General features: G+C 66.7%; 25 protein-coding genes. 16 read left to right on the forward strand and 9 right to left on the reverse strand.

Annotation, left to right across the window (positions count from 1 at the left end; translation table 11 throughout):
* Positions 1-101: 101 nt before the first annotated feature.
* The 12 genes from VDQ18_RS00370 (at position 102) to VDQ18_RS00425 (ending at position 10,647) form a co-directional block, all read left to right on the forward strand.
* Positions 102-938: a cyclase family protein gene (locus VDQ18_RS00370; RefSeq protein WP_323019052.1), complete on the forward strand. Its 837-nt coding sequence runs from the start codon at positions 102-104 to the stop codon at positions 936-938.
* Between the two features lie 65 nt (positions 939-1,003).
* Positions 1,004-1,357, forward strand: a complete 354-nt coding sequence (locus VDQ18_RS00375) for a cupin domain-containing protein (RefSeq protein ID WP_323019053.1) — start codon at positions 1,004-1,006, stop codon at positions 1,355-1,357.
* A gap of 4 nt (positions 1,358-1,361) precedes the next feature.
* A complete protein-coding gene (locus VDQ18_RS00380) occupies positions 1,362-2,156 on the forward strand; it encodes an SDR family NAD(P)-dependent oxidoreductase (protein ID WP_323019054.1) in 795 nt (264 codons plus the stop codon).
* 3 nt (positions 2,157-2,159) lie between these two features.
* Positions 2,160-3,086, forward strand: a complete 927-nt coding sequence (locus VDQ18_RS00385; RefSeq protein ID WP_323019055.1) for a 3-hydroxyacyl-CoA dehydrogenase family protein — start codon at positions 2,160-2,162, stop codon at positions 3,084-3,086.
* A 35-nt stretch (positions 3,087-3,121) separates the two neighbouring features.
* On the forward strand, positions 3,122-4,372 hold the full coding sequence (locus tag VDQ18_RS00390; protein ID WP_323019056.1) for an ABC transporter substrate-binding protein: 1,251 nt from the start codon (positions 3,122-3,124) through the stop codon (positions 4,370-4,372).
* 12 nt (positions 4,373-4,384) lie between these two features.
* Complete coding sequence (locus VDQ18_RS00395; RefSeq protein WP_323019057.1) at positions 4,385-5,047, forward strand: DAPG hydrolase family protein; 663 nt, start codon at positions 4,385-4,387, stop codon at positions 5,045-5,047.
* Between the two features lie 28 nt (positions 5,048-5,075).
* Entirely contained in the window at positions 5,076-6,344 is a 1,269-nt protein-coding gene (locus VDQ18_RS00400) for an ABC transporter substrate-binding protein (RefSeq protein WP_323019058.1), read from the forward strand.
* 51 nt (positions 6,345-6,395) lie between these two features.
* Complete coding sequence (locus VDQ18_RS00405; protein WP_323019059.1) at positions 6,396-7,124, forward strand: ABC transporter ATP-binding protein; 729 nt, start codon at positions 6,396-6,398, stop codon at positions 7,122-7,124.
* Positions 7,117-7,821 (forward strand): ABC transporter ATP-binding protein, encoded by a 705-nt coding sequence (locus VDQ18_RS00410; RefSeq protein ID WP_323019060.1) that lies wholly within the window; start codon positions 7,117-7,119, stop codon positions 7,819-7,821. The genes VDQ18_RS00405 and VDQ18_RS00410 overlap by 8 nt, the downstream gene beginning before the upstream one ends.
* 3 nt (positions 7,822-7,824) lie before the next feature.
* Positions 7,825-8,688: a branched-chain amino acid ABC transporter permease gene (locus tag VDQ18_RS00415; protein WP_323019061.1), complete on the forward strand. Its 864-nt coding sequence runs from the start codon at positions 7,825-7,827 to the stop codon at positions 8,686-8,688.
* The gene (locus VDQ18_RS00420) at positions 8,685-9,713 is read left to right on the forward strand and encodes a branched-chain amino acid ABC transporter permease (RefSeq protein ID WP_323019062.1); all 1,029 of its coding nucleotides are present in this window, start codon (positions 8,685-8,687) and stop codon (positions 9,711-9,713) included. Before VDQ18_RS00415 ends, VDQ18_RS00420 begins: the two co-directional genes overlap by 4 nt.
* Before the next feature lies 1 nt (position 9,714).
* Positions 9,715-10,647, forward strand: coding sequence for a 3-keto-5-aminohexanoate cleavage protein (locus VDQ18_RS00425; RefSeq protein ID WP_323019063.1), 933 nt, complete (start codon positions 9,715-9,717; stop codon positions 10,645-10,647).
* A gap of 182 nt (positions 10,648-10,829) precedes the next feature.
* Here VDQ18_RS00425 and VDQ18_RS00430 read toward each other — a convergent pair whose 3' ends face one another.
* From VDQ18_RS00430 to VDQ18_RS00465, 8 genes are all read right to left on the reverse strand, one after another.
* Positions 10,830-12,272, reverse strand: coding sequence for an amidase (locus tag VDQ18_RS00430; protein ID WP_323019064.1), 1,443 nt, complete (start codon positions 12,270-12,272; stop codon positions 10,830-10,832).
* A 19-nt stretch (positions 12,273-12,291) separates the two neighbouring features.
* On the reverse strand, positions 12,292-13,113 hold the full coding sequence (locus VDQ18_RS00435; RefSeq protein WP_323019065.1) for a sulfite exporter TauE/SafE family protein: 822 nt from the start codon (positions 13,111-13,113) through the stop codon (positions 12,292-12,294).
* Between the two features lie 54 nt (positions 13,114-13,167).
* Positions 13,168-14,247, reverse strand: a complete 1,080-nt coding sequence (locus VDQ18_RS00440) for a TRAP transporter substrate-binding protein (protein ID WP_323019066.1) — start codon at positions 14,245-14,247, stop codon at positions 13,168-13,170.
* Between the two features lie 29 nt (positions 14,248-14,276).
* Complete coding sequence (locus tag VDQ18_RS00445; protein WP_323019067.1) at positions 14,277-15,833, reverse strand: TRAP transporter large permease; 1,557 nt, start codon at positions 15,831-15,833, stop codon at positions 14,277-14,279.
* The gene (locus VDQ18_RS00450) at positions 15,830-16,342 is read right to left on the reverse strand and encodes a TRAP transporter small permease subunit (RefSeq protein ID WP_323019068.1); all 513 of its coding nucleotides are present in this window, start codon (positions 16,340-16,342) and stop codon (positions 15,830-15,832) included. The genes VDQ18_RS00445 and VDQ18_RS00450 overlap by 4 nt, the downstream gene beginning before the upstream one ends.
* Before the next feature lies 1 nt (position 16,343).
* A complete protein-coding gene (locus tag VDQ18_RS00455; RefSeq protein ID WP_323019243.1) occupies positions 16,344-17,882 on the reverse strand; it encodes a gamma-glutamyltransferase family protein in 1,539 nt (512 codons plus the stop codon).
* A 50-nt stretch (positions 17,883-17,932) separates the two neighbouring features.
* Complete coding sequence (locus VDQ18_RS00460) at positions 17,933-18,613, reverse strand: GntR family transcriptional regulator (protein WP_323019069.1); 681 nt, start codon at positions 18,611-18,613, stop codon at positions 17,933-17,935.
* Between the two features lie 332 nt (positions 18,614-18,945).
* Positions 18,946-19,968: a LacI family DNA-binding transcriptional regulator gene (locus VDQ18_RS00465; protein WP_323019070.1), complete on the reverse strand. Its 1,023-nt coding sequence runs from the start codon at positions 19,966-19,968 to the stop codon at positions 18,946-18,948.
* A 195-nt stretch (positions 19,969-20,163) separates the two neighbouring features.
* Between VDQ18_RS00465 and VDQ18_RS00470 the strand changes: the two genes are divergently transcribed.
* From VDQ18_RS00470 to VDQ18_RS00480, 3 genes are all read left to right on the forward strand, one after another.
* The gene (locus VDQ18_RS00470; RefSeq protein ID WP_323019071.1) at positions 20,164-21,105 is read left to right on the forward strand and encodes a dihydrodipicolinate synthase family protein; all 942 of its coding nucleotides are present in this window, start codon (positions 20,164-20,166) and stop codon (positions 21,103-21,105) included.
* 57 nt (positions 21,106-21,162) lie between these two features.
* Positions 21,163-22,164 (forward strand): TAXI family TRAP transporter solute-binding subunit, encoded by a 1,002-nt coding sequence (locus tag VDQ18_RS00475; RefSeq protein ID WP_323019072.1) that lies wholly within the window; start codon positions 21,163-21,165, stop codon positions 22,162-22,164.
* An 83-nt stretch (positions 22,165-22,247) separates the two neighbouring features.
* Complete coding sequence (locus VDQ18_RS00480) at positions 22,248-24,143, forward strand: TRAP transporter fused permease subunit (RefSeq protein WP_323019073.1); 1,896 nt, start codon at positions 22,248-22,250, stop codon at positions 24,141-24,143.
* A gap of 32 nt (positions 24,144-24,175) precedes the next feature.
* Here VDQ18_RS00480 and VDQ18_RS00485 read toward each other — a convergent pair whose 3' ends face one another.
* Positions 24,176-24,847 (reverse strand): GntR family transcriptional regulator, encoded by a 672-nt coding sequence (locus VDQ18_RS00485; protein WP_323019074.1) that lies wholly within the window; start codon positions 24,845-24,847, stop codon positions 24,176-24,178.
* 237 nt (positions 24,848-25,084) lie between these two features.
* Here VDQ18_RS00485 and VDQ18_RS00490 point away from each other — a divergent pair, with 237 nt between their 5' ends.
* Positions 25,085-26,590 (forward strand): amidase, encoded by a 1,506-nt coding sequence (locus VDQ18_RS00490; protein ID WP_323019075.1) that lies wholly within the window; start codon positions 25,085-25,087, stop codon positions 26,588-26,590.
* Positions 26,591-26,644 lie beyond the last annotated feature (54 nt).

Below are 26,644 nucleotides of genomic sequence, written 5' to 3' on the forward strand. Positions count from 1 at the left end.
TTTGTTGACGCATCGGGACTCGCATGTGTACCGTATAACGAACCGAACGCACCATATTACGGTGCAATACCGGCAAGACGCATCGGGAGGGAGGAGCCGAGATGGTCAAGGTCCGCGGCATCGAATTCGAGGGGAACCTCGACAACAGCATGGGTCTGGAGTTCTACAACCTGAGCCACCGCTTCGGGTTCCAGAACCCGAACTGGCCGTATTTCGAAGATACGAAGATCGAGCGTATCCACTACATGGCGAAGTCGGGGGTGTTGTCGCAGCGTATCACGACGACCATGCATGCGACGACTCATATCGACGCACCGGCCCATGTGGTGCAGGGCACGCCCTTCATCGACGAGGTGCCGCTGCCGCATTTCTTCGGTTCGGGGATCGTCGTGTCGATGCCCAAGAAGAAATGGGAGCCGATCACCTATGACGATCTGGAAGCGGCCTGCGGCAAGTCGATCCGCAAGGGCGACGTGCTGATCATCAACACCGGCTGGCACAAGCACTACGAGGACGGCGATTACTTCGCCTATTGCCCGGGCTTCGTGAAATCGGCGGGCGAGTGGATGGTGGAGAAGGGCGTCAAGGTTGTCGGTCACGACACGCAGGCCAACGACCACCCGCTGGCGACCGCGATCGGCCCGCAGCGCAACGGCCCGCTGCTGCCGCACCTCGCCGAGGAATACAAGGAATGGTCCGGCGGCGTGGACTGGAAAGATGCCTTCCCGGAATGGGAGCCGGTGCACAACATCCTGTTCAAGAACGGTATCATGGGCATCGAGAATGTCGGCGGCGATCTGGACGCGGTGACCGGCAAACGCTGCACCTTCGCCTTCTTCCCGTGGAACTGGGATCGCGGTGACGGGTGCATCGTCCGCCTTGTGGCGATGGTCGACAAGAGCCAGAACTTCCGCATCGAGCGCGGAGACGCGATCTGACCTGGGACCCCGGGGGCGTATTTTTTCCGCAGAATGAAACACAGCCGGAAGGGGAGGTCTGGCCGATGCTGATCAAGCGCTTTCAGGACGCCGAACCTTATGATGCACCCAATCACTGGGGGGTGTCTGGCCTGCGGTTGCAGGGTTTCGAGGCAGGCGGGCCGACCAACCAGTGGATCGGCTACAGCCAGTTCCTGCCGGGCGGCGGCGCGGGGCCGGATTCGACGCCCTTCGAGAAGGTCTATGTCGTGCTCGAGGGCGAAATGACTCTCGATTGGGACGGCCGGACCGAGGTCCTGCGAGCGTTGGACAGCTGCACCATCCCGCCGGGCCAGCTGCGCCGCATCGAGAACCGCTCGAACCACGTCTGCAAGATGCTGGTCGTCATCCCCTATCTGCCGAAGCCGAAAAGCGAGTGAGGCCATGAGCCTGATGAATCCCCTGTCGATGTTCGACGTGAAGGGCAAGGTCGCGGTGATCACCGGGGCCTCGGGTGCCTTCGGAATGGTCGCGGCCCGTGTGCTGGCCGGCGCCGGCTGCCGTCTGGTGCTGGCCGCGGGCAATGCCGCCGCGCTGGCCGAGATCGCCGAGGAATGCCGCGCGAGCGGTGCCGCGGTGCATGAGGCGAATGTGCGGCCCGACACTGAAGCCGCCTGCGAGGGGCTGATCGCCTCGGCGGTCGAGGCCTTCGGGTCCTGCGATATCCTGGTCGTGGCGTCCGGCATGAACAAGGTCGCCAAGATCGACGAGATGACGCCCGACACTTTCCTGTCGGTGATGGACGCGAATGTCACGCAGAGCTGGCTCATGGCCCGCGCTGCGACGAAGCAGATGAAGGCGCAGGGGACGGGCGGCAAGATCGTGCTGGTGTCCTCGGCCCGCGGGCTTCTGGGCCACCCGGCGGGCTACACCGCTTACTGCGCGTCGAAAGCGGCGGTCGACGGCATCACCAAGGCCTTGGGCTGCGAATTGGGCCCGACCGGGATCACCGTGAACGCCATCGCACCGACCGTGTTCCGCTCGCCCTTGACGGCGTGGCTGTTCGGCGAGGATGACAACGCCAAGGCCGTGCGCGGCGGGTTCCTGGCCCGCGTGCCGAAGGGGCGTCTGGGCGAGCCCGAGGATCTGGCGGGGCCGCTGTTGTTCCTGTCGTCGAAGGCGTCGGATTTCTACACCGGGCATATCCTCTATGCCGACGGCGGCTACACGGCGGGCTGATCCATGACGCAGGACCGTCTCATCGGGGTGATCGGCGCGGGGCTCATGGGCCATGGCATCGCTCTGGTCATGGCGCGCGCGGGGCTGCGCGTCGCCATCACCGATCCCATGGCCGAGGCGCGGGCCGCCTTGCCCGCCCGCGTGCGCGAGTCGATGACCCTCATGGGTCATGACGAGGCCACGATCGCCGCCGCCCTGTCGCGGATCGAGGTGCAGGACACGCTCGCCTCGACCGTGGCGCAGGCCCATGCGGTGTTCGAGGCCGCGCCCGAGAAGATGGCGCTGAAGCAGTCGATCTTCGCCGAGATCGAGGCCCTTGCACCTCGCGACTGCATTCTGGCATCGAATACCTCGGTCATGCCGATCACCGAGATCATGCAGGGCCTGACGCATAGAGACCGCGCGCTGGGGACCCATTGGTGGAACCCGCCGCACATGATTCCGCTGGTCGAGGTCATCCGCACCGGATGGACCGCCGAGCCCGCCATGGCCACGATGATGGCGCTGCTGGCCGAGGCCGGGAAAACCCCGGTGCGCGTCGACAAGGACGTGCCGGGCTTCATCGGCAACCGCTTGCAACATGCGCTCTGGCGCGAGGCGGTGAGCCTTGTCGAGCGCGGGATCTGCGACGCGGAATCCGTCGATACCGTGGTGAAATCCTGCTTCGGGCGCAGGCTGTCGGTGCTGGGTCCGCTGGAAAATGCCGACCTGGTGGGCACCGACCTGACGCTCGCCATCCACGAAACGGTTCTGGCCGATATCGAGAACCGTCCGGGCCCCTCGCCGTATCTCAGGCAGCTGGTCGTCGACGGCAAGCTCGGCATGAAATCAGGCGCGGGGTTCCGAAAATGGACGCCCGAACAGGCAGCCACGGTCCGCAACCGGGTCACCACGCATCTGAGGAAACTGGCCACGATTTTGGACGACTGACGCTTTTCGACACATCGGACTGGGGAGGACGAGACATGGGACGACTGAACCGCAGGACATTCCTGGGAACCACCGGCGCGGCGCTGGCCGTTCCGGCACTGCTGCCGACCGTCCTGCGGGCCGCGGATGCGCCGATCCGCGTGGGGCTGGTGACACCGACGACCGGCCCGCTGGCCTTCTTCGCCGAGCCCGACGATATCGTTCTGGCGCAATTCGCCGAGGTGCTGGCGCAGGGTGCCAATGGCCGTCCGATCGAGATCATCGTCAAGGACAGCCAATCCTCGGCCAACCGGGCGGCCGAAGTCGCCTCCGAGCTGATCCTGCGCGACGAGGTTTCGCTGATCCTGTCGGCAGGCGGGCCCGACACCGTGAACCCGGTGGCCGATCAATGTGAACTCAATGGCGTACCGAGCCTGTCAACCGCCTGCCCGTGGCAGCCCTTCGTGATGGGACGGGGATCGAACCCGGAGCAGGGGTTCGAGATGACCTATCTGTTCGCCTTCGGCCTTGAGGACGTGATTGCCGCCTATCTGAAGCTCTGGGACGGGGTCGAGACAAACCGCAAGGTCGGTCTGCTGCTGGCGAATGATGCCGATGGCAACGCCTGGGGGGACGCACAATTCGGTTTCCCGCCCGCACTGAATCAGGCGGGCTACGACGTCATCGATCCCGGCCGCTACACGCCCATGACCGACGATTTCAGCACCATCATCGGTCAGTTCCAGTCGGCCGGAGTCGACATCGTCATGGGCACGATGATCCCGCCGGAGTTCCTGACCTACTGGACACAGTCGCATCAGCAGGGGCTGCAGCCCAAGGTCACGACCATCGGCAAGAGCCTGCTTTTACCCAATATCCTCGAGGCCGCCGGTGACAGTGGCGAGGGGCTGTCGTGCGAATTGGGCTGGCACCCGGCCTTCCCCTTCACCTCGGCCTCGACCGGGCAGAGCGCAGCACAGATCGCCGAGGCCTGGCAGGCGGCGACGGACCGTCCCTGGGTTCAGACCCTCGGCATGAAACATGCGCTGCTGGACCTTGCCGTCGATGTGCTGAAGCGTGCTTCGGACCCCGAAGATGCAGCGAGCGTCATTGCCGCGATCCGGGAAACGCGCTGCGAGACGACGCTGGGCATCGCGGACTGGAATGCCTCGACCATCGCGAACGTGGCAAAGTCTGCGATGATGGGCGGGCAATGGCACCACGGTGCCGATGGGTGGACCATCGAGATCGCCGCCAATCCGACGGATCTGCCGGTGCCCGTCACCCGGCCGATGGAAGTGATGTGAGGGAAGCTCGCCATGCGCTTTGAAGACCGCAACGAGATACTGAAGCCCGGCTATCTGCCGCTGGAATCGGGGATCATCCGCTACGACGACGGCTCGGTGACCATTGCCGCGCTGACCCGGATGCCGCATTGCCGCGCTAAGATGGTGCATTGGTGGTTCGGCTGGCTGGGGGGCACCGACCAGTACAAGCTCTGGCACCCCGTCGACCATATCTTCAGCGACTGGGAAGACCGGGGCAACGGCGGTAACTATTATGGCGCCAAGCATCTGGTGCACGAGACGCTGGGCGGCGGCGGTGAGGTTCACAAGCTGCGCATCCATTTCCGCGACCCGCACGAGGTCTTCGATCCGGCCCGCTATGATCAGGTCGATGGCCACGCGGTTTGCGCACGGCCAGGCAGTCTGGAGCGGCCGGTCAACCTGGGGCACATGACGCATTTTGTGCGCAACACCGATTATGGTTGCGAGATGCGCACGCGGTTCTGGATGGGCGATGTGCATCATCAGGATCTGACGACCAAACTGCCGGACGAGGTGGTGCAGACAATCCGGCGGGAGGCGCTGACCGACGATTTCTGCACCCGCCTGCACCGCCATGCCATCGAGGAGATGGGCTATCTGGCCGACCTCCTGCCGGTTCTCTACCGGCAGGTCACGCAGGACGCGCGCTTCTGAACATTCTCGAACTGGGGAGGGCGAGACGATGAAGACCCTGAACAGACGGCACTTTCTGACCGGGACCTCGGCGCTGCTGGCGGCGCCGGCGATCCTGCGGGCGACCCGCGCCTATGCGCAGACGCCCACGATCAAGGTGGGCCATGTGAGCCCCCGCACCGGCCCGCTGGCAGGTTTCGCCGAAGCCGACGACTATATCCTGCAGGCGATCACCCAGCGTTTTGGGGCTGGCATCGACAACAACGGGCGCACCTGGCAGATCGAGGTCATCTCGAAGGACAGCCAGTCGAACCCGAACCGCGCGGCGGAAGTCGCCAGCGAGCTGATCCTGTCCGACGAGGTCGACATCATCGTCGCCGCCTCGACCCCCGACACGGTCAACCCGGTCTCGGATCAGGCCGAGATCAACGAGGTGCCCTGCATCACCACCGACTGCCCGTGGCAGCCGTATTTCTTCGGTCGCGGCGGCAATCCGGCGCAGGGTTTCGCCAGCACCTACCATTTCTTCTGGGGCCTCGAGGACGTGATCGGCGCCTTCCTCGCCATGTGGGATGGCTCGGGCGTGGCGAAGAAAGTGGGCGGCCTCTTCCCGAACGACGCCGACGGCAACGCCTGGGGCGATCCGCAGCGGGGCCTGCCGACGCCCTTGGCCGCCGCGGGATACGATCTGGTCGATCCCGGTCGCTATCAGCCGATGACCGACGATTTCTCGAACTACATCAACGCCTTCAAGGAAGCGGGTTGCGAGATCGTCACCGGCAACATGATCCCGCCCGATTTCGGCACCTTCTGGAGCCAGGCCGCACAGCAGGGCTTCAACCCGAAGATCGTCACCATCGGCAAGGCGCTCTTGTTCCCCTCGGTCATCCAGGGGCTTGGCGACCGCGGCATCGGGCTCTCGTCCGAGGTCTGGTGGTCACCGTCCCATCCGTTTTCGTCGTCGCTGACCGGTGCCTCGGCGGGCGATCTGGCGGGCGGATACACGCAGGCGACCGGCCGTCCCTGGACCCAGCCCATCGGCTTCAAGCATGCGCTGTTCGAGGTGGTAGCCGATGTCATCGGCCGCGCCGAGGATCTGGAGGACAGCGAGGCGATCATCGCCGCCATCGCCGCCACCAACATGAACACCATCGTCGGCCCGGTGAACTGGGCGAACGGGCCGGTGCCGAATGTCACCAAGACCCCTTTGGTCGCCGGCCAGTGGCAGCGCGAGGGCGACGGCATCGACCTGAAGATCATCGCCAACGCCACCGCGCCGAATATCCCCACGACCGGCGAGCTGATGCTGCTAGCGTGAACGTGAGGGGGGCCGTCGACTGGCGACGGCCCCGAACCTGCGGGAGAGACCATGCCTCCGATCCTTGAACTTCAGGGCGTGAAGAAGGCTTTCGGCGCCGTCGTTGTGGCGGACGACCAAACGTGGTCGCTTGCCCCCGGCGAGGCGTTGGGGGTGCTGGGTCCGAACGGCGCCGGCAAGACCTCGATGTTCAACCTCGTGACCGGCACCTTGTCGGCGGATGCGGGGTCCATCCGTCTGGACGGGCAGGACATCACCGGCTGGTCGGCGGCGAAGCGGTGCCGCGCTGGGATCGCCCGCAGCTTTCAGGTGCCGCAGCCCTTCGCGCATATGACGGTGTTCGAGAACGCCTATGTCGCGGCGACGCAGGGCGCGAGTCTTTCCGGTCGCGCCGCCGAGGCCCTGTGCCTCGATGTACTCGATCGCACCGGGCTCGTCGCCAAGTCGAACGCGCAGGCGGGCGGGCTGACGCTTCTGGAACGCAAGCGGCTGGAGCTGAGCCGTGCGCTCTGCGCAAAACCGCGCGTGATCCTGCTCGATGAAATCGCCGGCGGCCTCACGGAACACGAATGCCAGTCGCTGATCCAGACCATCCGCGACGTGCATGCGACCGGCGTGTCGATCGTCTGGATCGAGCATGTCGTCCACGCGCTTCTGGCCGTGGTCAGCCGGCTGATGGTCATCGATTTCGGCCGCAAGATCGCCGAGGGCGAGCCGAACGCGATCATGCAATCGCGTGAGGTCAAGGAAATCTATCTGGGGATCGAAGCCGATGCCTGACGCCCTCCTGGCCCTTCAGGCGCTGAACGCGCATTACGGGGACTTTCAGGCGCTCTATGGCGTGAACCTGAGTGTCGAACCCGGCGAGGTCGTGGCGGTGATCGGCGCGAATGGCGCGGGCAAGACGACCATGCTGCGCTCCATCGCCGGGCTCCTGCGCAATGCGCCCGAGGCGATCCGCTGGAAGGGGCAGGGGATCGGTGCGCTGCGCGCCGATCAGGTCGCTGCGCTGGGGATCGCGCTGGTGCCGGAGGGGCGGCTTCTGTTCCCCTCGCTCAGCGTGGAGGAAAACCTGATCATCGGCGGACAGCTGGGCCGCAAGGGGCCGTGGAGCCTGCAGCGCGTCTATGACCTGTTCCCGATCCTCAAGGAGCGCCGCCACCAGCAATCGACCTCGCTGTCGGGCGGCCAGCAGCAGATGGTCGCTATCGGCCGTGCGCTGATGTCGAACCCCGAGCTGGTGCTGATGGACGAGATCAGCCTCGGCCTCGCCCCGGTCATCATCCGCCAGATCTACGAGGCTCTGCCGGGCATCGTCGGCGAGGGGCTGACGGCGGTGATCGTCGAGCAGGACATCGCCAAGGCGCTCTCGGTCTCGCAGCGGGTCTATTGCCTGCAGGAGGGCCGGGTCTCGCTGGAAGGCCAGTCGCAATCCGTCCCGCGCGAGGAGATCACCCGCGCCTATTTCGGAGTCTGACGCATGGATTGGCTCAACGCCATCATCCAGGGGACGCTGCTGGGCGGGCTCTACGCCCTGTTCGCGGCGGGGCTGTCCCTGATCTTCGGGGTGATGCGCCTCGTCAACATCGCGCATGGCGATCTGATCGTGCTCTCGGCCTATATTGCGCTCAGCTTCGGGGTCAGTCTGGGGCTGAACCCGCTGGTCGCCCTGCTGCTGGTGGTGCCGAGCATGGCGCTCATTGGCTACGCGCTGCAGCGGCTCATCCTGAACCGCACGATGGGCGAGGATTTGCTGCCGCCGCTCTTGGTCACCTTCGGCCTGTCGGTGATCCTGCAGAACGTGCTGCTGATGGGTTATTCCGCCGATCCGCAGAACCTGCAGGCGGGGGCCATCGAGACCGCCTCGGTGAACCTTGGTCCGGTCGCGGTCGGCGTGATGCCGGTTCTGGTCTTCGTCACCGCCGTCGTGGTGATCGCCGCGCTACAATGGATGTTCTACCGCACGGCTTTGGGCCGGGCGTTCAGGGCGACCTCGGACCGGCAGGACGTGGCGCAGCTGATGGGCCTCAACCGCGCGCATATCTTCGGACTGGCCATGGCACTGTCGCTGGCGGTCACGGCGCTGGCCGGCGTGTTCCTCGGCATCCGCACGGCCTTTGACCCGGCGGCGGGCGGGGCGCGGCTGATCTTCGGCTTCGAGGCGGTGATCATCGGCGGCCTCGGCAACCTCTGGGGCACATTGGCGGGCGGGGTGATCCTCGGCGTCGCCCAGACCCTGGGCGCCAAGATCGACCCGGGCTATCAGATCCTCGCCGGGCATATCGTCTTCCTGATCATTCTGGCCCTGCGTCCGCGCGGCCTGTTCCCGAGGATCGACGGATGACCCTGCGCCCGACCCTGACCGTCACACGCCGCACCCGCCTCTCGACCGCCTGGCTGATCCTGCTGGTGCCGATCATGTTGCTGCTGATCGCCGCGCCCTGGTGGGCGGGCAGGGCCGACCTGCGGCTGATGGGCGAGATCGCGCTCTACATGTCGCTCGCCGTGCTGTGGAACCTGCTTGCGGGCTATGCCGGCCTCGTGTCGGTCGGCCAGCAGGCCTATGTCGGCTTCGGTGGCTATCTGTTCTTCGCGCTGACCATGCTGGCGGGGCTGCATCCCTATACCGCGCTGCCTCTGGTGGTGCTGGCGGGCTTTGTGATCTCGGCCCCGGTCGCGGTGCTGATCTTCCGCCTCAGGGGCGCCTATTTCGCCATCGGCACCTGGGTCGTGGCCGAGGTCTTCCGGCTGTCCTTCGCACAGGTCTCCTCGCTCGGCGGCGGCTCGGGCACCTCGCTGTCGCCCGACATCGTCCGTTCCTTGGCTGATGGCCGCGACGCGCGCGAGGCCGTGGCCTGGTGGCTGGCGCTCGGTGCCGTGGTGCTGGTGATCGGCGCGGTGGTCTGGCTGTTGCGCTCCCGCCAAGGGGTGGCGCTGACGGCGATCCGCGACAACGAGCTGGCCGCACGGTCGCTGGGCATCGACATCTGGCGCACCAAGTTCACCGTCTATGTCCTCGTCTCGGGCCTGACGGCGCTGATCGGCGCGCTGATCTTCCTGCAGAAACTGCGCATCTCGCCCGATGCCGCTTTCAGCGCCAACGATTGGACCGCTTTCGTCATCTTCATCGTCGTGATCGGCGGGATCGGCACGCTGGAGGGCCCGATCCTCGGCACGCTGGTGTTCTTCGCCCTGCGCGAGACGCTGGCCGATCTCGGCACGCTCTACTTGATCGCGCTCGGCGTCGTTGCCATCGTCATCATGCTGTTCGCTCCCCGCGGCCTCTGGGGATTCCTGCGCGACCGCTGGGGCCTTGAACTCTTCCCGCTCAGCCGACGCGTGAGCGGCCTTGCCAAGAAGGAGGCCTGACATGGCCCGCAAACCCAAGACCATCATCACCTGCGCCGTCACCGGCGCGATCCACACGCCCACCATGTCGGACGCGCTGCCCTATACCTACGATCAGATCGCCGACCAGGCGATCGCGGCGGCCGAGGCGGGGGCCTCGATCCTGCATCTGCATGCGCGCAACCCCGAAACCGGGGCGCCCTCGATCAATCCGGACGACTTCGCGCCTTTCCTTCAGCGCATCAAACAGGCGACAGATGCGGTGGTGAACATCTCGACCGGCGGCTCGCTGACCGCGACAATCCAGGAGCGCATCGCGCCCGCCAAGACCTTCTCGCCCGAGATGTGCTCGATGAACATGGGGTCGCTGAACTTCAGCTTCCACGGTCTTGCGGCCCGCTACAAGGAATGGAAATTCGCCTGGGAAGAGTCCTATGTCGCGGGCTCCGAGGGCAACATCTTCCGCAACACCTTCAAGGATATCAAGGAAGCGGCCGAGACACTGGCCCCGCATGGCGTCAAGTTCGAGCACGAAATCTATGACGTTGGCCACCTGTACAATCTGAAGTTCATGATGGATCAGGGGCACTTCAAGGCGCCGATCTTCCTGCAATTCGTACTGGGGATCCTGGGCGGCATCGGCGCGGATGTTGAGAACCTCGTGTTCCTCAAGCGCACAGCCGACAAGCTGTTTGGCGATCAGTACCGCTGGTCGGTGCTGGCGGCGGGCGCGGCGCAGATCCCGCTGGCTGTGACGGCCAGCCAGATGGGCGGCCATGTGCGTGTCGGGCTGGAGGACAGCCTGTTCATCTCGCGCGGGGAGCTGGCGGAGTCGAACGCCCAGCAGGTGGCAAAGGTCCGGCGGATCATCGAGGATCTGGGACATGACGTCGCCACGCCCGACGAGGCGCGGGCGATCCTGGACCTGAAGGGCGGGGATCGGGTCGAGTTCTGAACAGCGCGCTGCGCGTCGCATGCCATCCTGCGAGGAGTGTAGATGGCCTCTTGGGGATCGAGGGCGGCAAAGCGACCCGGATCCCCGGCAGGGAGGGCATGAACCGCAAAGGCGGCGATAGTCCGATAATCGGTGTTATGTATCATGAGAGCGCAAGCGCGGATCCCCGCGGCGCGGCGCTGCTATCGGTGGCGCACGACCGGGTCGACCACCGGCAGCGGGCCGCCGAAAACCATCTCGACCCCGCGCGCCGCCGCAAGCAAACCCGCTTCGCCCCGTGGCTTGCCGATCAGTTGCAGCCCCACCGGGAGCCCCGCTGCGTTGCGGCCGACCGGCACCGACAAGGCGGGCAGTCCCAGCGCGGTGGCAAGGAAACCGCAATCGAGCCAGTCCATGTAGAACGTCAGCTGTTTCCCGTCGATCCGGCGCACCCATTCTTCCTCGACCGGGTGCGGCATCGCCCCCACGACCGGGCAAGCCAGGACGTCGACATCGGCGAAGACCGCCTGCACCGCGTCGTAGAGGCGTGAGCGGATCAGCTGTGCATCGACGATATCGTCGATGGTCAGGGCGAGCCCGTCCTGAACGTTGCCTTCGAGGGTCGGCTTGAACTCCGCCCGGATCGCAGGGTCGATGTCGCGCATGAGCGTGGCCCACAGCAGCCCCCGCTGCACGTAATAGGCTCGGCGCATTCCGGACAGGTCCGGCGTCACCGGCACAACCGACGCTCCGGCCGCCGCCATGCGGATCATGGCCTGGTCGATATGCGTGCGCATCTCGGGATCGACGGCGCTTTCGCCCGACAGGTCTGGCATGTAGCCGATGCGCAGCTTGCCCGGTTCGGCGCGGGTGACAGCCTCGCGATAGGGGACTGGATCGGCCGGGTAGGACAACGGATAACGCGGATCAAACCCGGTCATCGTGTCGAGGAACAGGGCAAGATCCGTCACCGAGCGCGCCATGGGGCCCTGCACCCCCTCGGTGATATAGCCCGCCTGCGCCGGCCCGCCCGCCACAAGGCCGGGGCTGGGACGCAGGCCGACGACACCGCAGTAGGCCGCCGGGGTGCGCAGGCTGCCCCCGTGGTCGGACCCGTGGCTCAGCCAGGTCTGGCCCACCGCGAGCCCGGCGGCAGCGCCGCCCGACGAGCCCGCCGGATTGAGGCGCGTGTCATGCGGGTTGCGGGTCGCGCCGAAGATGGCATTGAACGTATTGGCCCCGGCCCCGAATTCCGGCGTGTTGGTCTTGCCGATGACGAGACCGCCGCGCCGCTCGATCAGCTCGACCAGCGGGTCCGACGCCCCGGGCACGTACCCGGCAAGCGCTGCCGTGCCCCATGTGGTGCGGACGCCCTGCACGGCGGTCAGGTCCTTGATCCCCAGGGGAAGCCCCCAGAGCGCGCCGCGCTCATCGTCCGGCCCCTCCAGCACCGTCGCCTTTGCGCGGGCTCGGTCGAAACAGACGGTCGGCATCGCGTTGATCGCCGGGTCGGTTTGCGCGTGCCGCGTCTCGGCCGCGGCGATCAGTTCGTCGGGCGAGACGTCGCCACGGCGGAGCAGGTCCACCACCGCCACCGCGCTCAGGGCGCAGAGGTCGGGGCCGGTATAGCTGGTGGAGTCGGTCATTGCCTCTGCCTCATCGGTATCAATATCCCAGCGCGCGCCGCAGCATGTTGAGCGCGACGAGGATCAGGAACGCGCCGAAAACCCGTTTCAGCAGGACGGGCCGCGTCGCATGGGCCAGCCGCGCGCCGAGGGGCGCGGTCAGGAGCGTCATCGAGACGATGACGAGAAACGTCGGGATATTGATGGCGCCCAGCGTCAGGGGCGGGTGGACGGGAACCGACAGCAAGGCAAAGCCGATCACCGAGGGCACCGCGATCAAAAGGCCAAAGCCGGCCGCCGTCGCCACTGCCCGGTGAATGGGGACACCGTGCAGGGTCATGAAGGGTACGCCGAAGGATCCCCCGCCGATCCCCATGAGCACGGACAGGAAGCCGATCAGGGGCGAGGCGGCGGCCCGCCCCATGCCGCCCGGCATCTGAGGAGCGATCTGCCAGCTTGAACGCCCGAAGGTCATGTAAAGACCGACGATCCGGGCCAACCCGCCGAAGATGGCCTGCAGGGTGCCGGAGCCCAGCTGCGCCGCCACGACGACGGCGATGGCCGCGCCGATCACGATGCCCGGCGCCCAGCTTTTCAGGATGGCCCAATCGACGGCGCCGCGCTTGTCATGGGCATGAAGCGACCGGGCAGAGGTGACGACGATTGTCGCCAGCGAGGTGGCGATGCAGATCTGCATCAGCGCATCGCTTTCGAACCTCAGAAGCGTGAAGCCATAGTGGAAGGCAGGCACCAGCACGATGCCGCCGCCGACGCCCAGAAGGCCCGCGAGCAGGCCAGCCAGGGCGCCGATCACCAGCAACAGCAGGAACAGCCAGACAAGAAGCGTGGGGTCCAGGGTCATGAGCGGTGCCTTCAACGGGGACGGACCCGCCCATGGACGGGTCCGTCCCATGCGTCACAGGAAGAAGTTCTGACGCCGCACCATGAAGCCGGTGTCGTAGTATTGCTTGTAGGTGGTCGCCTGCCGCACATAGCTGTAATAGGCCTCGACAAAGCGACGGTGGAAATCGCTCGTCTCCTTCACCTCTTCGATCACCTCGCTACAGGCCGTCTCGATTCCGGCCCAGACATCGTCGGGGAAATCGCCGATGGTCAGGTTGGGATTCGACCGCAGCACCTCATAGGCCGCGAGATTGGCGTGGAACGTGTCGGCGGAGGATTTGTTGGCTTCGGCCTCGGTCACCGTCTCGACCATCAGCCGCTGGCTGTCGGTCAGCGCCTGCCAGGCCTCCATGCCGATGCCGAATTCGATACCGCCGTAGACCTCGACCGGCGAGGGGGCGTACATGTAGCCCGCCACGTTCTGCAGGCCGAACGCCAGGTCATTGGACGGCCCCACCCATTCGGCCCCGTCCAGCGTGCCCGCCTGCAGCGCGGCGAAGATGTCGCCCGGCGGGATCGAGGTCGGGTTGACCCCCAGTTTGCGCAGCACTTCGCCGTAAAGCCCGGCGGCACGGAAGTTCAGCCCCCTGAGATCGTCCAGCGAGGTGATTTCCCGCTTGAACCAACCGGCGGTCTGCAGGCCCGAGCCGCCGCCGATGAAGATCTTCAGGCCGCGGTCGTTGGTGAACTCGTCCAGCAGCTCCTGCCCGCCGCCGAAGTACATCCAGGCGTGCATCTCGTCATAGGTCAGGCCGAAGGGGGCGGCGGTGAAGAAGGCGTGCGCGATGTCGCGGCCGGAAAACCAGGTGCCCGAGCCGTGATAGGCTTCAGCCGTGCCGCTTTCCACCGCCTCCTGCGTGGCGAAGGGCGCGACCAGTTCGCCCGCACCGAACACCTGAACATTGATCGCCCCCTCCGAGATCTGGTTGATGCGGTTGGCCCAGCGTTGGGCGGACATGCCGGGACCGGGCAGCCCGCGCGGCACCGAGGTCACGAGTTTCCAGTTATGCTGTGCCTGCGCGCGGGCGATACTGGGCGCGGCGAGGGCCGCGGGAGCTACGGCGGCAGTCGTGAGGAAAGCTCTTCTTTTCATTATGGTATGATCCCTGTTGGTCGGGCCGTTCACTGGTAGATGACGCTGGGCAGCCATGTCGCGAGGTCAGGGACCAGGAAGACGATGGTCAGCGCGACCATCTGCAAGAGGATGAACGGCACGATCCCCTTGTAGATGTCGATGGTTTGCACGGCCGGTGGCGCGACGCGGCGGAAATAGAAAAGCGCGTAGCCGAAGGGCGGCGTGAGAAAGCTGATCTGCAGGTTCAGGCTGATGAGGATGGCGAACCACACCGGGTCGACGCCCGCGGCCATCAGCGGCGGACCAGCAATGGGCACGACAATGAAGATGATCTCGACATATTCGATGACGAAGCCCAGGGCGAAGATGATGGCCATGACGACCAGCACCGCCGTCATGCTGCCGCCGGGCAGCCCGTGCAGGAATTCCTCGACCATGGCTTCGCCGTGCAGGCCCCGGAAGACGAGCGACAGCATGGTCGCCCCCAGCACGATCAGCGTCAGCATGGACACCATGCTGGCGGTGCTCAGGGTCACGTCCCACAGGCCGCCGCGGCGGATCTCCTGCCCCAGCGCGGCAAGCGTACCAAGGCACAGCGCCACCAGCGCCAGCGTGCCGATCACACCGGCCATCGGCGAGGCCTGCGCGCCGCCCATGGCCTTGACCAGCACTAGGGCCAGTGCGGCGGGCAGGACCGCCCCCATGAGCGCCCACCGCCAGCGTGGCACCGCTGCGCGGTCCATCGCGGTCATGACCAGCGCCCCGGCCGCGCCAAGCGCCGCGCTTTCCGTTGCGGTGGCGATCCCGCCCAGGATGGAGCCCAGCACGATCAGGATCAGCAGGAGAGGCATCACCAGTGAATAGGTTACTTCGGCAAGGTCGGGACGGGTCTGGTTGCCCTGCTCGTCGCGCGGAATCACCGGCGGGCAGCTTTCGGGTCGGCGCAGCGAGGTGGCGACGATATAGAGGAGGTAAAGCCCGACCAGCATCAGGCCCGGAATGAAGGCGCCCGCGAAGAGATCGCCGACCGATACCGGCTGCACCGCCCATTCCCCGGCCGAGCGCCGTCCGGCCTGATAGGCGGAGGACACCTGATCGGTCAGCAGGATCAGCAAGATCGACGGCGGGATGATCTGCCCCAGCGAACCCGAGGCGCAGATCACGCCCGAAGCCAGCGATTTCGAATACCCCGCCTGCAGCATGGCGGGCATCGCGATCAGGCCCAGCATGAAGATCGTGGCGCCGATCACGCCGGTCGAGGCTGCAAGCAAGGCCCCGACGATCACGACCGCATAGGCCATGCCGCCTTCGCGCTTTCCGAACAGCGCCCCCGCCGTCAGCATCATGCGCTTGGCGATGTTGGATCGCTCCATGAGCCCGCCCATCAGCACGAACAGCGGCACCGAGAGGAAGACGTCGTTGGTCAGGATGCCGAAGGCCCGCGAGGGGAAGGCCGAGAGAAAGCCGAGGTCGAAGACGCCGAGCGACGCGCCCAGGAGCGCCACCAGCGTCGGCACACCCAGCAAGACGAAGCCAACGGGCGCACCGGACAGGATGCCGCCGAGCAGCAGCACGCCCAGAAGGGCAAGGAGCGCATCGCTCATGTCTCGTCACCCTTTCCGTAAAGGCGCGGCCGCAGGCCGACGATCAACGCGACCAGTGCGAGTGCCGCGAAGACCAGGGCTGTCACTGTCTTGAGCAGGAACAGGCCCGGCAGGCCGCCCAGCGTGGGCGAACCTTCCAGAACCCGCCACGAGGTCCTCACCATCGGCACCGCGTTCCACGCGGCCCAGGCCATCGCCGGGAACAGAAGCCCCAGCAGGGCGATCCGGTCGATGACCCGGTTCAGGCGCGGCGGGAAGCGGCCGCTGAACACATCCACGCGGACGCTTTCGTTGTGCAGGATCACCCCGACCAGCGGCAGCGAGACGATGAAGAAAAAGAGATATGTCAGGAGGTCCGTCGCCCAGGGCGCGCCCGCGGAAAAGACGTAGCGCAGGGCAACGATCACGATCTGCGCCATCAGGAGGGCGACGACGGCGAGGGCGGCGACCCCGCGCAGCACCCCGGAAAAGCTGACTTTCAACTTGGTTCTGCGGGGCTGCGCGGTCATGTCAGATCCCCAGGGCCAGACCGTCTTTGCGCGGATCGCTGCCGCCGGTCAGAAGCCCCGTTGCGGCGTCCCGGCGGATGGCCTGGGCCCCGCCCATGCCGACCCGCGCGCGGGTCACGTCATGGCCCATCTCGACCAGCCTTGCCGCGACCGCCTCGTCAAAGGTGCTTTCGAGTTCCAGTTTGCCGGAGGCGATGTCGAGGAAGCTGCGCGGCGCGTCGATGGCGGCCTGCACATCCATCCCGTAATCGACGAGGTTCGAGACGAAATGGGCATGACCCGTCGCCTGATAGGCCCCGCCCATCACGCCGAAGGGCATTGCATAATCGCCGGGGACTTCCAGCAGGCCGGGCAGCAGCGTGTGCAGCGGCCGCTTGCCCCCGATCAGCTCGTTCACATGGCCCTCGACCAGCGTGAACCCGGCGCCGCGGTTATGGAGGGGGATGCCGTAACGCTGTGACGCGAAGCCCGACCCGTAAGGCCAGAACAGCGAGTAGATCAACGAGACGCAAAGACCTTCGGCATCGACTACGGTGATATAGACCGTGTCCTTGTGCAGCGCCTCGAAGCGGGGCGGCAGCGTCTTGCCCGCGCGTCTGGGGTCGATATGGGCCGCGATCTCGTCGATGGCGGCGTCGGACAGCATCCCGTCGAGGGTGAGTTCCCCCTCCCCCGGATCGCCGATGAAGCGGTTGCGGGCGCTGTAGGCCAACCGCGTCGCTTCCGCCTCAAGGTGCACGCGCTCGGCGCCGTTCGGCTCGAGGCGGGCGACGTCGAACCTCTCCAGCAGCCCGGCCAGCAAAAGCGCGGTGGCCCCCTGCCCGTTCGGCGGCAGTTCCACCAGATCATGCCCGCGATAGGCGCGGCGGATCGGCGTGACTGGCGTGGCCGCGGTGCGGGCGAAATCCTCAGCCGTATGCAAGCCGCCTTCTGCGCGCAGCGTGGCAAGGATGTCCTCCATCACCGGGCCTTCGTAGAAGGCGCGCGCACCCTCGCGGGCAATCAGGCGCAGCGCCTCGGCCTGGCCCGGTGCGGCAAAGATCTCGCCCTCGCGGAGACTGCGCTCCTCGCGCAGAAAGTGAGTCCGCCCCGCGCCCTTCAGCCGCCCGGCGAAAGTCGCGCCGTCGATGGCGGTGCGGCGATGGGTGGGAACGCCGCGCTCGGCCACCGTGATGGCGGGCGCCAGGACCGTCGCCAGATCCAGCCGTCCCTCGGTCGCGATCAGACGGTCGAAGGCGTCGACCGCCCCGGGCACGGTCACGGCATGCACCGAATCGAGTCCGACCGCCATCAGTCCCTGCGCCCGCAGATCGGCGGCGTTCAGCGCGGCGGGCGCCCGACCGGTGCCGTTGAGCCCCCGGCTTGCCCCGGTCTTCGCATCGTGGATGAGGGCGAAGACATCGCCGCCCAGCCCGCACATCGCCGGCTCGCAAAAGCCCAGCACCACGGCCCCGGCCACGGCCGCGTCGACGGCATTCCCGCCCTGGCCCAGAATGTCGAGCGCGACACGGGCGGCGGCGGGATGCGAGGTCGCGCACATGGCCTCGGTGGCATACATCGGCGCGCGCCCCGGCCCTTGAAACGAATGTGTCACCTGGCGTCGCCTTTCACTTTGGGAGCATCCGACCGCGATTGCGTGTCGGCGAAGAATTGCTGGAGCGAGATCAGCGATTGCGCGATGTGCTCGCGCATCAGCCGCGCGGCGCCCTCGCCATTGCCGGCAAGAACGGCGTCGGCGATGGCCGCATGCTGCGAATGCGGACGCTGGAGATCGGCATTGTAGCCCTCCATCATGTAGAGCGCGGCACTGTAGGGCGTGATCCTGAGCCGCGTTTCCTCTGCCACTGTCTTGAGCATCCGGTTGCGGGCGCCATCGTGCAGATGGCCATGAAACTCGAAATCCATCTCCAGCGCCGCGGGCCGGTCATTGCGGGCACTGACATCCTGCGACGCCGCCATGAGAGCGCGCAGTTTGAGCCGCTCGGCCTCGTTCATGCGGACGGCGGCGAGGGAGGCACAAAGCGCCTCGATCTCGCCCATCGCCTCGAAGGCTTCGCTCAACTCGGCCCGGTCAAAGCTGCGCACCACGGCCGAACGGCGGGGGCGGATCTCGATCAGGCCGGAGGCGCCAAGCTGTCTGATGGCCTCGCGTATCGGGGTCCGGGACACGCCGAAACGGTCGGCAAGGGACAGTTCATCGAGGCGGTCGCCCGGCTTCAGCTCCCCGTTCAGAACAAGGTCGGCGATCTTCTGGCGCAGTGTATGAGGCATGATTTCTCCTGTCCCGATACGCTAGACCAGCATTTTGCATTCTGTAAAGAAAAATTGCATACAGTTTTGATGTTTGCGATGCAGTTTGGCAAGCACTTGTCTTTTAAGAACTTTCTCCGAAAACCTTGGTGTGATCACAGCCTGTTCAGCCGGAAAACCCGGCCCGACGCCCCGGTGAGCGTCCCGATATCATTGCAATTGAGATGGAGCTGTTGCGCCGCGCCGCGCTCCCCTCCCCGAGATTCGGAAGGTCACGCCAAATCGCGGCTTACCTCCTCGACGGAGGGGTAACGCCCGCGGGACGCTGGCCGTCGAAAGCCCTCCGGCCGCCGCTACCGCCCCAGAGCCGCGCTCGTCGCCCGCGGGATCAGGGTCGGCGTGGCGATGCGCTGTTCGTTGGTGCTGCCGGCGAGCAGCAACTCCAGCGCCCCGGCGGCGATCTGGTCGAAGGGGACGCGGACCGTGGTCAGCGGCGTCGACAGATGCGAGACGAGCGGGATGTCGTTGTAGCCGACCAGCGAGATGTCGCTGGGGATGCTCAGTCCGGCGCGCTGAATGACCGACATCGCGCCAATGGCGGTGTTGTCGTTCACCGCGAAAATCGCCGTCGGGCGCGGGTCGAGTTTCAGGATGCTCTGCACCGCTTCCGCCCCGCCCTCGATGCTGAACGCGGAGGGCGCGACCCAGGAGGGATCGACAGGCAGCCCGGCCTCAGCCATCGCCCGGTGATAGCCCTGCACGCGGCCAAGCGCGTTCGAGGCGTGTTCAGGCCCCGCGATCAGGGCGATCTGCCGATGCCCCAGATCGATCAGGTGCCGCGTGGCCAGCCACCCGCCCAGATCGTCGTCACCCAGGGAAGCAGCGGAATGCCCGTCGCCGCGCAAGGCCAGCACGAAAGGGATTCCGCGATCGCTAAGCTCGGAGGCGAAATCGTCATCGGTGCGCGTCGTGGCCAGCACCAGCCCGTCGACCCCGCGGTTAAAAAGCGAATCGGCCGCAGCGCGCACCGCTTCGGGCCGGTCATCTGTGGTGGCGACGATGGCGAACCGGCCCCGGCGCGCACAGGCACGGGCGAAGCTCTCATAGAGCATCGCCATCACCGTGTCGGTCAGGCGCGGCACGATCATGCCCAGCGTCAGAGAGGTGCCACGGCGAAGATTGGCGGCGCTGACGTCGCGGACGTAGCCCAGTTCGGCCGCAACCTGGCGGACCCGATCCGCCGTTGAATTGCTGGCCCGCGGCAGGCGTTCGTCGAGGATCCGCGACACTGTGGATTTCGATACGCCTGCAACGGCCGCCACGTCGAGGATCGTCACCCGGCCGGTCGTCTTTCTGTCTGCTTGGTCGTTGGCCACGGCGCCCTCCTGTCCTCAGTCCTTGTAGCTTCCCGGTGCGGCACTGTCATTTTTTTGGTTGACGCATGCGGGTCGCGGGCCCTAGATGGGAACGTTCCCGATATCGTTCTTACACACCAGCCACCCCGCAGCAAGCAAAAAACCTGGCCCCGAATGGGAACGTTCCCGCTCACGATACTTACTCAGGAGAGACTCATGACCCCGATGAACCTGCGCGGCCTCAGCCCTGCCCCTGTCACCGCCTTCAAGAAGAACGGCGATATCGATTTCGAGGCGAATGTGCGCATTGCCAAATGGCTGGCCTCGTTCAAGGACGTCACCTCGCTGGTGATCCTGGGTCACGCGGGCGAAGGCACCTTCCTGACCGAAGGCGAGCGCCTGGACATGATCCGTGCCTATGCCGATGCGGTCGATATCCCGATCATCGCCGGCATCACCGGCGAAGGCACCAAGGTCGCCGCCGAGGAGGCGCGCAAGTGCAAGGATGCGGGTGCCACTGGCGCCTTGGTCTATCCCAACCACGGCTGGCTGCGCTTCGGCTTCCAGAAGGGCGCGCCGCAGGACCGCTACAAGGCGATTTGGGAGGCCTCGGGCCTGCAGGAAATCTTGTTCCAGTACCCCGACGCCACCAAGGCCAGCTATGATCTGGACACCCAGCTGGAAATCGCCGCGCAGCCGGGCGTCGTCGCCACCAAGAACGGCGTGCGCAACATGAAGCGCTGGTATGTCGAGATCCCGCAGCTGAAGGCCGCGCAGCCCGATCTGCAGATCCTGTCGTGCCACGACGAATGGCTGCTGCCGACCATGTTCGACGTGGACGGCCTGCTGGTCGGTTACGGCAACATCGCCCCCGAACTGCTGATCGACCTGATCAAGGCCGGCAAGGCGCAGGATTACCCGACGGCCCGCGCCATCTTCGAGCGGCTGCTGCCCGTGACCCGCGCCGTCTATCACCGCGGCTCGCATATGGAGGGCACCGTGGCGCTGAAGCTGGGCCTGGTGAAGCGCGGCGTGCTGGATCACGCGACGATCCGCGAGCCGCTGAAGAACCTCGGCGCCGCTGCCGAGGCCGAGATCTTCGCCGCTTTCGACGCCGCGGGCATCGGTCAGGTGGAGAACCTTCTCGCCGCCGAATGAGACATTGCCCCCGCGCCGGTCGCGGGGGCATACAATTTTGAACTGGGAGGAGAGACCATGTTTCAAACCATCACGAAAGGCCTGCGCAGAGCGGCCTTCGGCGTGGCGGCACTGGCCGTCACCGCCACCGTGGCGCCGGCACAGGAGATCCGCATCGGCGCCATGCGCGAGGGAACCTCGTGGTATGTCTTCGCCGCGACCCTCGAGCAGATGATCGAGCCCATTCTCGGCGCCAATACTGTCGAGGTCGTGGCCCGCGGCGGCGGGGTTGCCAACCCGATGGTCGTGCAGGCGGGCCGGGCCGAGATCGCCCTGTCGAACACCGCCACCGCGGTCTGGGCCATGGAAGGCGCCCCGGTCTACGAAGGCGCCTCGGCCCCCGACATCCGCGCCCTGGTGGGTGGCCTCAACGATGTCTACATCGGCGTCATGGCGCGGCAGGCCTTTCTGGACGCCCGCGGCACCACCGATCTGGCCCAGATCCTCGCCTCGGACCAGCCGGTCCGCATCCTGCTGAAACCGGCCGGCTCCAGCGCCGTTCCGGCGGCCGAGATGATCCTGCAGGCCCTCGGCACCAGCGCCGAGGAAATCCGCGCCAACGGCGGGGATATCGTGCAGGTGGACACGCCGCAGATCCCCGACATCCTGCGGAACGGCGACGCCGATCTCTATATCGACACCATCGTCCGCGGCCATCCGACGATCACCGAGGTGACGCTCACCGCGGGCATGCGCTTCATCGACATTCCGCAGGCGGCGATGGACGTGCTCAGTGCCAACGGCCTTGGCGCCGGGACCTTCGGCCCCTGGTTCGAGGGGCAGGAAACGCCGACCGTCGGCGCCAATCTCGGCACGGTGCTGATTGCCAATGCCTCGGTCTCTGACGACACCGCCTATCAGATCACCCGCACCGTGATCGAGAATGCGGCGGCGATGGGAGAAGCGCATGCCGCCTGGCGCGCCTTCGTGCCCGAAAACGCCTGGCGCCCCGAGGCGATCGGCATCCCGCTGCATCCGGGTGCCGAGCGGTATTACCGCGAACGCGGCTGGATCCAGTAATCCAGCCTCCGGGCCGGCCGTCCTGCGCCGGCCCGCGACGCCCCCGACTGTCCCATCATCCCGGTCCCGAGGAGGAGACCCCGATGCCCGTCCCCGCGCTTCGCCAAACCCTTTTGTCGCCGACTTTCCTGATCGGCGTGGCCTTCGTGGCCTTTCAGGCCTGGATCCTGCTCACCCCGCAACAGCCGCTTTTCGAGCGCCCGGTCCACCTGACCTTTGCCCTGGTCCTGCTGTTTCTCACCAAGCCCCTCGACGCCCCGGCCCTGCCGCTCTGGGCCCGGCGCGCAATCGACGCGCTGCTGATCCTCGCCACCTTGGGCGTCGGCGCCTATTACCTCGTGGAGTTCCAGCGGCTGACGACGCGGATGGAGAATGTCTCGCCGGTTTTCGACCGCGATCTCTGGGCCGGGGTGGTGCTGGTGGCGCTGCTCTTGGAAGGTGCCCGCCGCGCGGTCGGCATGATCCTGGTGGGCGTGCTGGCCGCCTTCATCGCCTATGCCTTCTGGGGCAACCTGCTGCCCGGGTGGCTGTCGTTCCGTGGCTTCGGCCTTGATGCCGCGATCGAGATCTCGACCATGACCACCGCGGGCGTCCTGGGGATCACCACATCGACCTCGGTCAATTTCATCTTCTATTTCATTCTCTTCGGCGCCTTCTACGCGGCGGCGGGCGGCGGGCAGCTGTTCATCGACCTGGCGATCCGCGTGGCGGGCCGCGCCACCGGCGGCACGGCCAAGGCCGCGGTCCTCTCGTCCTCGCTGATGGGGTCGATCTCGGGTTCGGCGGTGGCCAATGTCGTCTCCACCGGTGTCCTGACGATCCCGCTGATGAAACGTACGGGCGTCCCCGCGCATCGCGCCGCAGGGATCGAGGCCATCGCCTCGACCGGCGGGCAGCTCATGCCGCCGATCATGGGTGTCGCCGCCTTCATCATGGCCGAGATGCTGAACGTCCCCTATGCCCGGATCGCGCTGGCGGGGCTGATACCCGCCCTCGCCTTCTATCTGGCGCTGCTGCTGGTCGTCGATCTGACGGCGCGGCGCGACAATGTGCGGGCGATGACCGCGGCCGAGGTCGCCGCGGTCGATCCGATCCTGCCACGCCTGCACCTGCTGCTGCCGCCGCTGATCCTGATCGGCGCCCTGGTCTGGGGCTATTCGGCGGCCTATTCCGCCGTCATCGCCTCGGTCAGCTGCTTCGTGGTGCCGTTCCTGCGCCGCAATACCTGGATCGGCTGGCCGACGCTGATCCAGGGCCTGCGCGAGGCGCCGCGGCAGGCGGCCGAAGTCGCGGTGCCCATCGCCTCCATCGGGCTGGTGATCGCGGTCGCCGTGCAATCGAACCTGGCGCTCAAGTTTGCGGGCTCGCTGGTCACGCTGGCCGAGGGGTCGATCTTCCTGTCGCTGGCCCTGGCCATGGTCGGTTGCATCATCATGGGCATGGGCCTGCCCACGGTCGCGGCCTATATCATCGGCGCAGTGCTGTTCGTACCGGCCATTCAGAACCTGGGCGTCGATCCACTGGCCGCGCATTTCTTCATCTTCTACTATTGCGTCCTGTCGATGGTGACGCCGCCGGTCGCGCTCGCGTCCTTCGCTGCCGCCGCGGTGGGCGACGCACCGGTGATGAAGACCAGCTGGTCTGCCTTCGGCCTCAGCCTCGTCGCCTTCTTCGTTCCGTTCAGCTTCGTCTTCGACCCGGCGATCCTGGGCGAAGGCACGGCACTGGAGATCGCCGCCGGCGCTGCCGCCATGCTGGCCTCGACCACGCTTTGGGCCATCGCCTTTGCCGGCTGGTGCGGGCGGTCGCTCGGGCCACTGGCACGCCTGGTCATCGGCGCCGCGGGGCTGGTCGCCGTGATCGCGCCGACCGGATCGTTGCCTTGGGCCCTGGGCTTTGGCTGCGGCTGGGCGATGGTGGTCTGCGTCTATGTTCTGGCCCGCCGCGGCATCGCCCAGGAGCGCGCCATCGCCCTGTAAGCCCGGTTGAGGAGCGGACTGCGGTCCGCCCCTCAGCTGGAAGCGCCGCTTCCCTCCCGTGCGCGCCAATGGCTCATCAGCCGGTGGAACCGCTCGCCCTGCACGGACACATGATCCCGCAACAGCGCGCTGGCCTTCCGGGGCTGACGCGCCTCGATGGCATCAATGACCTGCGCGTGTTCCGCCAGCGATTGCGCCAGCCGACCCGGCGTCCGCAGCTGCGTCCGCCGGTAGGGCCGCAGCCGCTTTTGCAGGGCCTGACAGGTCTCGGCCAGAAAGTCGTTGCCACTTTCCATGTAGATCCGCTGATGGAAAGCCTCGTTCGCGCCATAGTAGCGGTCTACATCCCCCTGTGCCGCCGCGGCGGCACAGGCGTCGTTCAGCGCGCGCAGGGCAGCGATGGCAGACGGCGCGACCCGGGCGCAGGCCAATTCGGCACAGAAGGCTTCGAGCCGAGCCATGACCTGGAACATCTCGTACAGGTCGAGAGGCCCGGGTTGCCGGACAAAGGTCCCCCGATTGGCATGCTGGCGAGCAAGCCCGGTGGCGGCAAGCCGACGCAGAGCCTCCCGCACCGGCGTGCGCGAGACGCCGAAGTGTTCCGCCAGCCGCGTCTCGTCCAGCCGCTCGCCATCGGCGTAGCGCCCGTCGAGGATGGCGTCCTGGAGCGTCGTCTCGATATGGTCGACGTGATCGCGCACCATCTTTACTTCCTGCCTGAAAAACGCGCACCGCTGCCCAGATTATTGTATACAATATCGCTTGCATAGAGTGCAATTCTTGCTAGAAGTCCTTGTTCGCCTTCGCCAGCGGATACCGGTCCCATGGCCCGTGGACAGGCCGCCCGGAGCCGGATCGCGGTCGAAACGTCACCCGAGGTTCCGATGCCGCCTGGCGCAAGGGTGCGCCCGCCTCCCTGAGGCGAAGTCATGGAGCGACAGATGAAGAAACCAGACGCCAGCAATCCCGCCGATCTTTCGGCGACCGAGGCCCGCCGGGCCATCGCGCGCAAGACGCTGAGCGCACGGGAACTGGCCGACGCCTGCATCGCGCGGGTGCAGGACGTGGATCACGCGGTCAACGCGCTGGTCGCGCGCGATTTCGACGGATTGCAGGCCGCGGCGCGCGCCGCTGACGAGGCGCAGGCGCGGAGCGAGGCGCTGGGGCCGCTGCACGGCCTGCCCTTCGGCGTGAAGGACATGCTCGATGTGAAGGGCCTGCCCACCACCTTCGGGTCGGAATTGTTCGTGAACAACATCGCCACCAAGGACGATGCCCTGGTCGCAGCCATGCGCGGCGCTGGGGCGATCCCGATGGGCAAGACCAACAATCCCGAATGGAGCGCGGGCGGCAACACCCGCAACCGCGTCTATGGCGCGACCGCCAATCCCTATGACCTGACCCGCAGCTGCGCCGGATCCTCGGGCGGCTCGGCCGTGGCGCTGGCCTGCGGCTATGCGCCCCTCGCCACCGGCTCGGACACCGGCGGCTCGCTGCGGAACCCCGCGGCCTATTGCGGCGTGGTGGGCTTCCGCCCCAGCCCCGGCGTGGTGCCGGGCGATACCCGCGGCATCGGGCTGGTGCCGCTGTCGAGCGCGGGTCCGATGGCGCGCACGGTGGCCGACGCGGGGCTCATGCTGTCGGTCATCTCGCGCCCCGACGGCCGCGATCCCTTCACCGCCGTGGTCGGCGGGCGCACTGCCTGGGACCCCAGCGGCTTCGCGGACCTGCCGCCGGTCGACCTGACCGGCCTGCGCATCGCTACGACCGAGGATTTCGGTTTCACACCGACCGAAGGCATCGTGCGCGACCAGTTCCGCAAGGTCCTGGCGGCGCTCGCACCCTTCATGGGCCGGGTTGACGAGGCCTCGCCCGATTGCTCGGGTGCGGACCGCATCTTCGCCGTGCTGCGCGGGCTGCTGTTCGTTTCGACCCATGGCGCGCGGTTTGACAATCACCCCGACAAGATCGGCCCCAACGTGCGGGACAACGTGATCGAGGGGCGCGGCTATGGCGCTGACGATTTCGCCGCCGCCTTCACTGCCCAGACTGCCTATTACCACCGCTGGCAGGCCTGGTTCCAGGACTGGGACGTGATCCTGTCGCCGGCCGTCACGGTCAGCCCGCGCGACTGGCATGAGCTCTACCCGGCCGAGATCGACGGTGTGGCGACGCAAAGCTATTATCACTGGCTGGCGCTGGCCTATGCCTCGACCCTGGCCGGCCATCCGTCGATCACCGTGCCTTGCGGGTTCGATGCCAACGGCATGCCCTTCGGCCTGCAGATCGTCGGGCGGCGCAATGCCGACCGCGCGGTGCTGGCGGTCGCGGCCGAGATCGAGGCGATTGTCGCCGCGATCCCGGATCTTGCGCCCAAAGCCCCCGATCTCGCCGCCCTCAAGGCGGCGCGGCCGCTGTCAGAAGCCCCGGGGTTCCTGAGCTTCTGACGCCCCCCCCTGCCCCGACCATGAAAAAAGGGCGCCGGTTGACGGCGCCCTTCC

The organism is Pararhodobacter sp. (genome assembly GCF_034676075.1).
Lineage (GTDB): Bacteria > Pseudomonadota > Alphaproteobacteria > Rhodobacterales > Rhodobacteraceae > Pararhodobacter.

Coding starts and splice junctions, on each gene's coding strand:
- VDQ18_RS00370 (WP_323019052.1), top strand. CDS start 102: ATGGTCAAGGTCCGCGGCATCGAATTCGAGGGGAACCTCGACAACAGC.
- VDQ18_RS00375 (WP_323019053.1), top strand. CDS start 1,004: ATGCTGATCAAGCGCTTTCAGGACGCCGAACCTTATGATGCACCCAAT.
- VDQ18_RS00380 (WP_323019054.1), top strand. CDS start 1,362: ATGAGCCTGATGAATCCCCTGTCGATGTTCGACGTGAAGGGCAAGGTC.
- VDQ18_RS00385 (WP_323019055.1), top strand. CDS start 2,160: ATGACGCAGGACCGTCTCATCGGGGTGATCGGCGCGGGGCTCATGGGC.
- VDQ18_RS00390 (WP_323019056.1), top strand. CDS start 3,122: ATGGGACGACTGAACCGCAGGACATTCCTGGGAACCACCGGCGCGGCG.
- VDQ18_RS00395 (WP_323019057.1), top strand. CDS start 4,385: ATGCGCTTTGAAGACCGCAACGAGATACTGAAGCCCGGCTATCTGCCG.
- VDQ18_RS00400 (WP_323019058.1), top strand. CDS start 5,076: ATGAAGACCCTGAACAGACGGCACTTTCTGACCGGGACCTCGGCGCTG.
- VDQ18_RS00405 (WP_323019059.1), top strand. CDS start 6,396: ATGCCTCCGATCCTTGAACTTCAGGGCGTGAAGAAGGCTTTCGGCGCC.
- VDQ18_RS00410 (WP_323019060.1), top strand. CDS start 7,117: ATGCCTGACGCCCTCCTGGCCCTTCAGGCGCTGAACGCGCATTACGGG.
- VDQ18_RS00415 (WP_323019061.1), top strand. CDS start 7,825: ATGGATTGGCTCAACGCCATCATCCAGGGGACGCTGCTGGGCGGGCTC.
- VDQ18_RS00420 (WP_323019062.1), top strand. CDS start 8,685: ATGACCCTGCGCCCGACCCTGACCGTCACACGCCGCACCCGCCTCTCG.
- VDQ18_RS00425 (WP_323019063.1), top strand. CDS start 9,715: ATGGCCCGCAAACCCAAGACCATCATCACCTGCGCCGTCACCGGCGCG.
- VDQ18_RS00430 (WP_323019064.1), bottom strand. CDS start 12,272: ATGACCGACTCCACCAGCTATACCGGCCCCGACCTCTGCGCCCTGAGC.
- VDQ18_RS00435 (WP_323019065.1), bottom strand. CDS start 13,113: ATGACCCTGGACCCCACGCTTCTTGTCTGGCTGTTCCTGCTGTTGCTG.
- VDQ18_RS00440 (WP_323019066.1), bottom strand. CDS start 14,247: ATGAAAAGAAGAGCTTTCCTCACGACTGCCGCCGTAGCTCCCGCGGCC.
- VDQ18_RS00445 (WP_323019067.1), bottom strand. CDS start 15,833: ATGAGCGATGCGCTCCTTGCCCTTCTGGGCGTGCTGCTGCTCGGCGGC.
- VDQ18_RS00450 (WP_323019068.1), bottom strand. CDS start 16,342: ATGACCGCGCAGCCCCGCAGAACCAAGTTGAAAGTCAGCTTTTCCGGG.
- VDQ18_RS00455 (WP_323019243.1), bottom strand. CDS start 17,882: ATGTGCGCGACCTCGCATCCCGCCGCCGCCCGTGTCGCGCTCGACATT.
- VDQ18_RS00460 (WP_323019069.1), bottom strand. CDS start 18,613: ATGCCTCATACACTGCGCCAGAAGATCGCCGACCTTGTTCTGAACGGG.
- VDQ18_RS00470 (WP_323019071.1), top strand. CDS start 20,164: ATGACCCCGATGAACCTGCGCGGCCTCAGCCCTGCCCCTGTCACCGCC.
- VDQ18_RS00475 (WP_323019072.1), top strand. CDS start 21,163: ATGTTTCAAACCATCACGAAAGGCCTGCGCAGAGCGGCCTTCGGCGTG.
- VDQ18_RS00480 (WP_323019073.1), top strand. CDS start 22,248: ATGCCCGTCCCCGCGCTTCGCCAAACCCTTTTGTCGCCGACTTTCCTG.
- VDQ18_RS00485 (WP_323019074.1), bottom strand. CDS start 24,847: ATGGTGCGCGATCACGTCGACCATATCGAGACGACGCTCCAGGACGCC.
- VDQ18_RS00490 (WP_323019075.1), top strand. CDS start 25,085: ATGAAGAAACCAGACGCCAGCAATCCCGCCGATCTTTCGGCGACCGAG.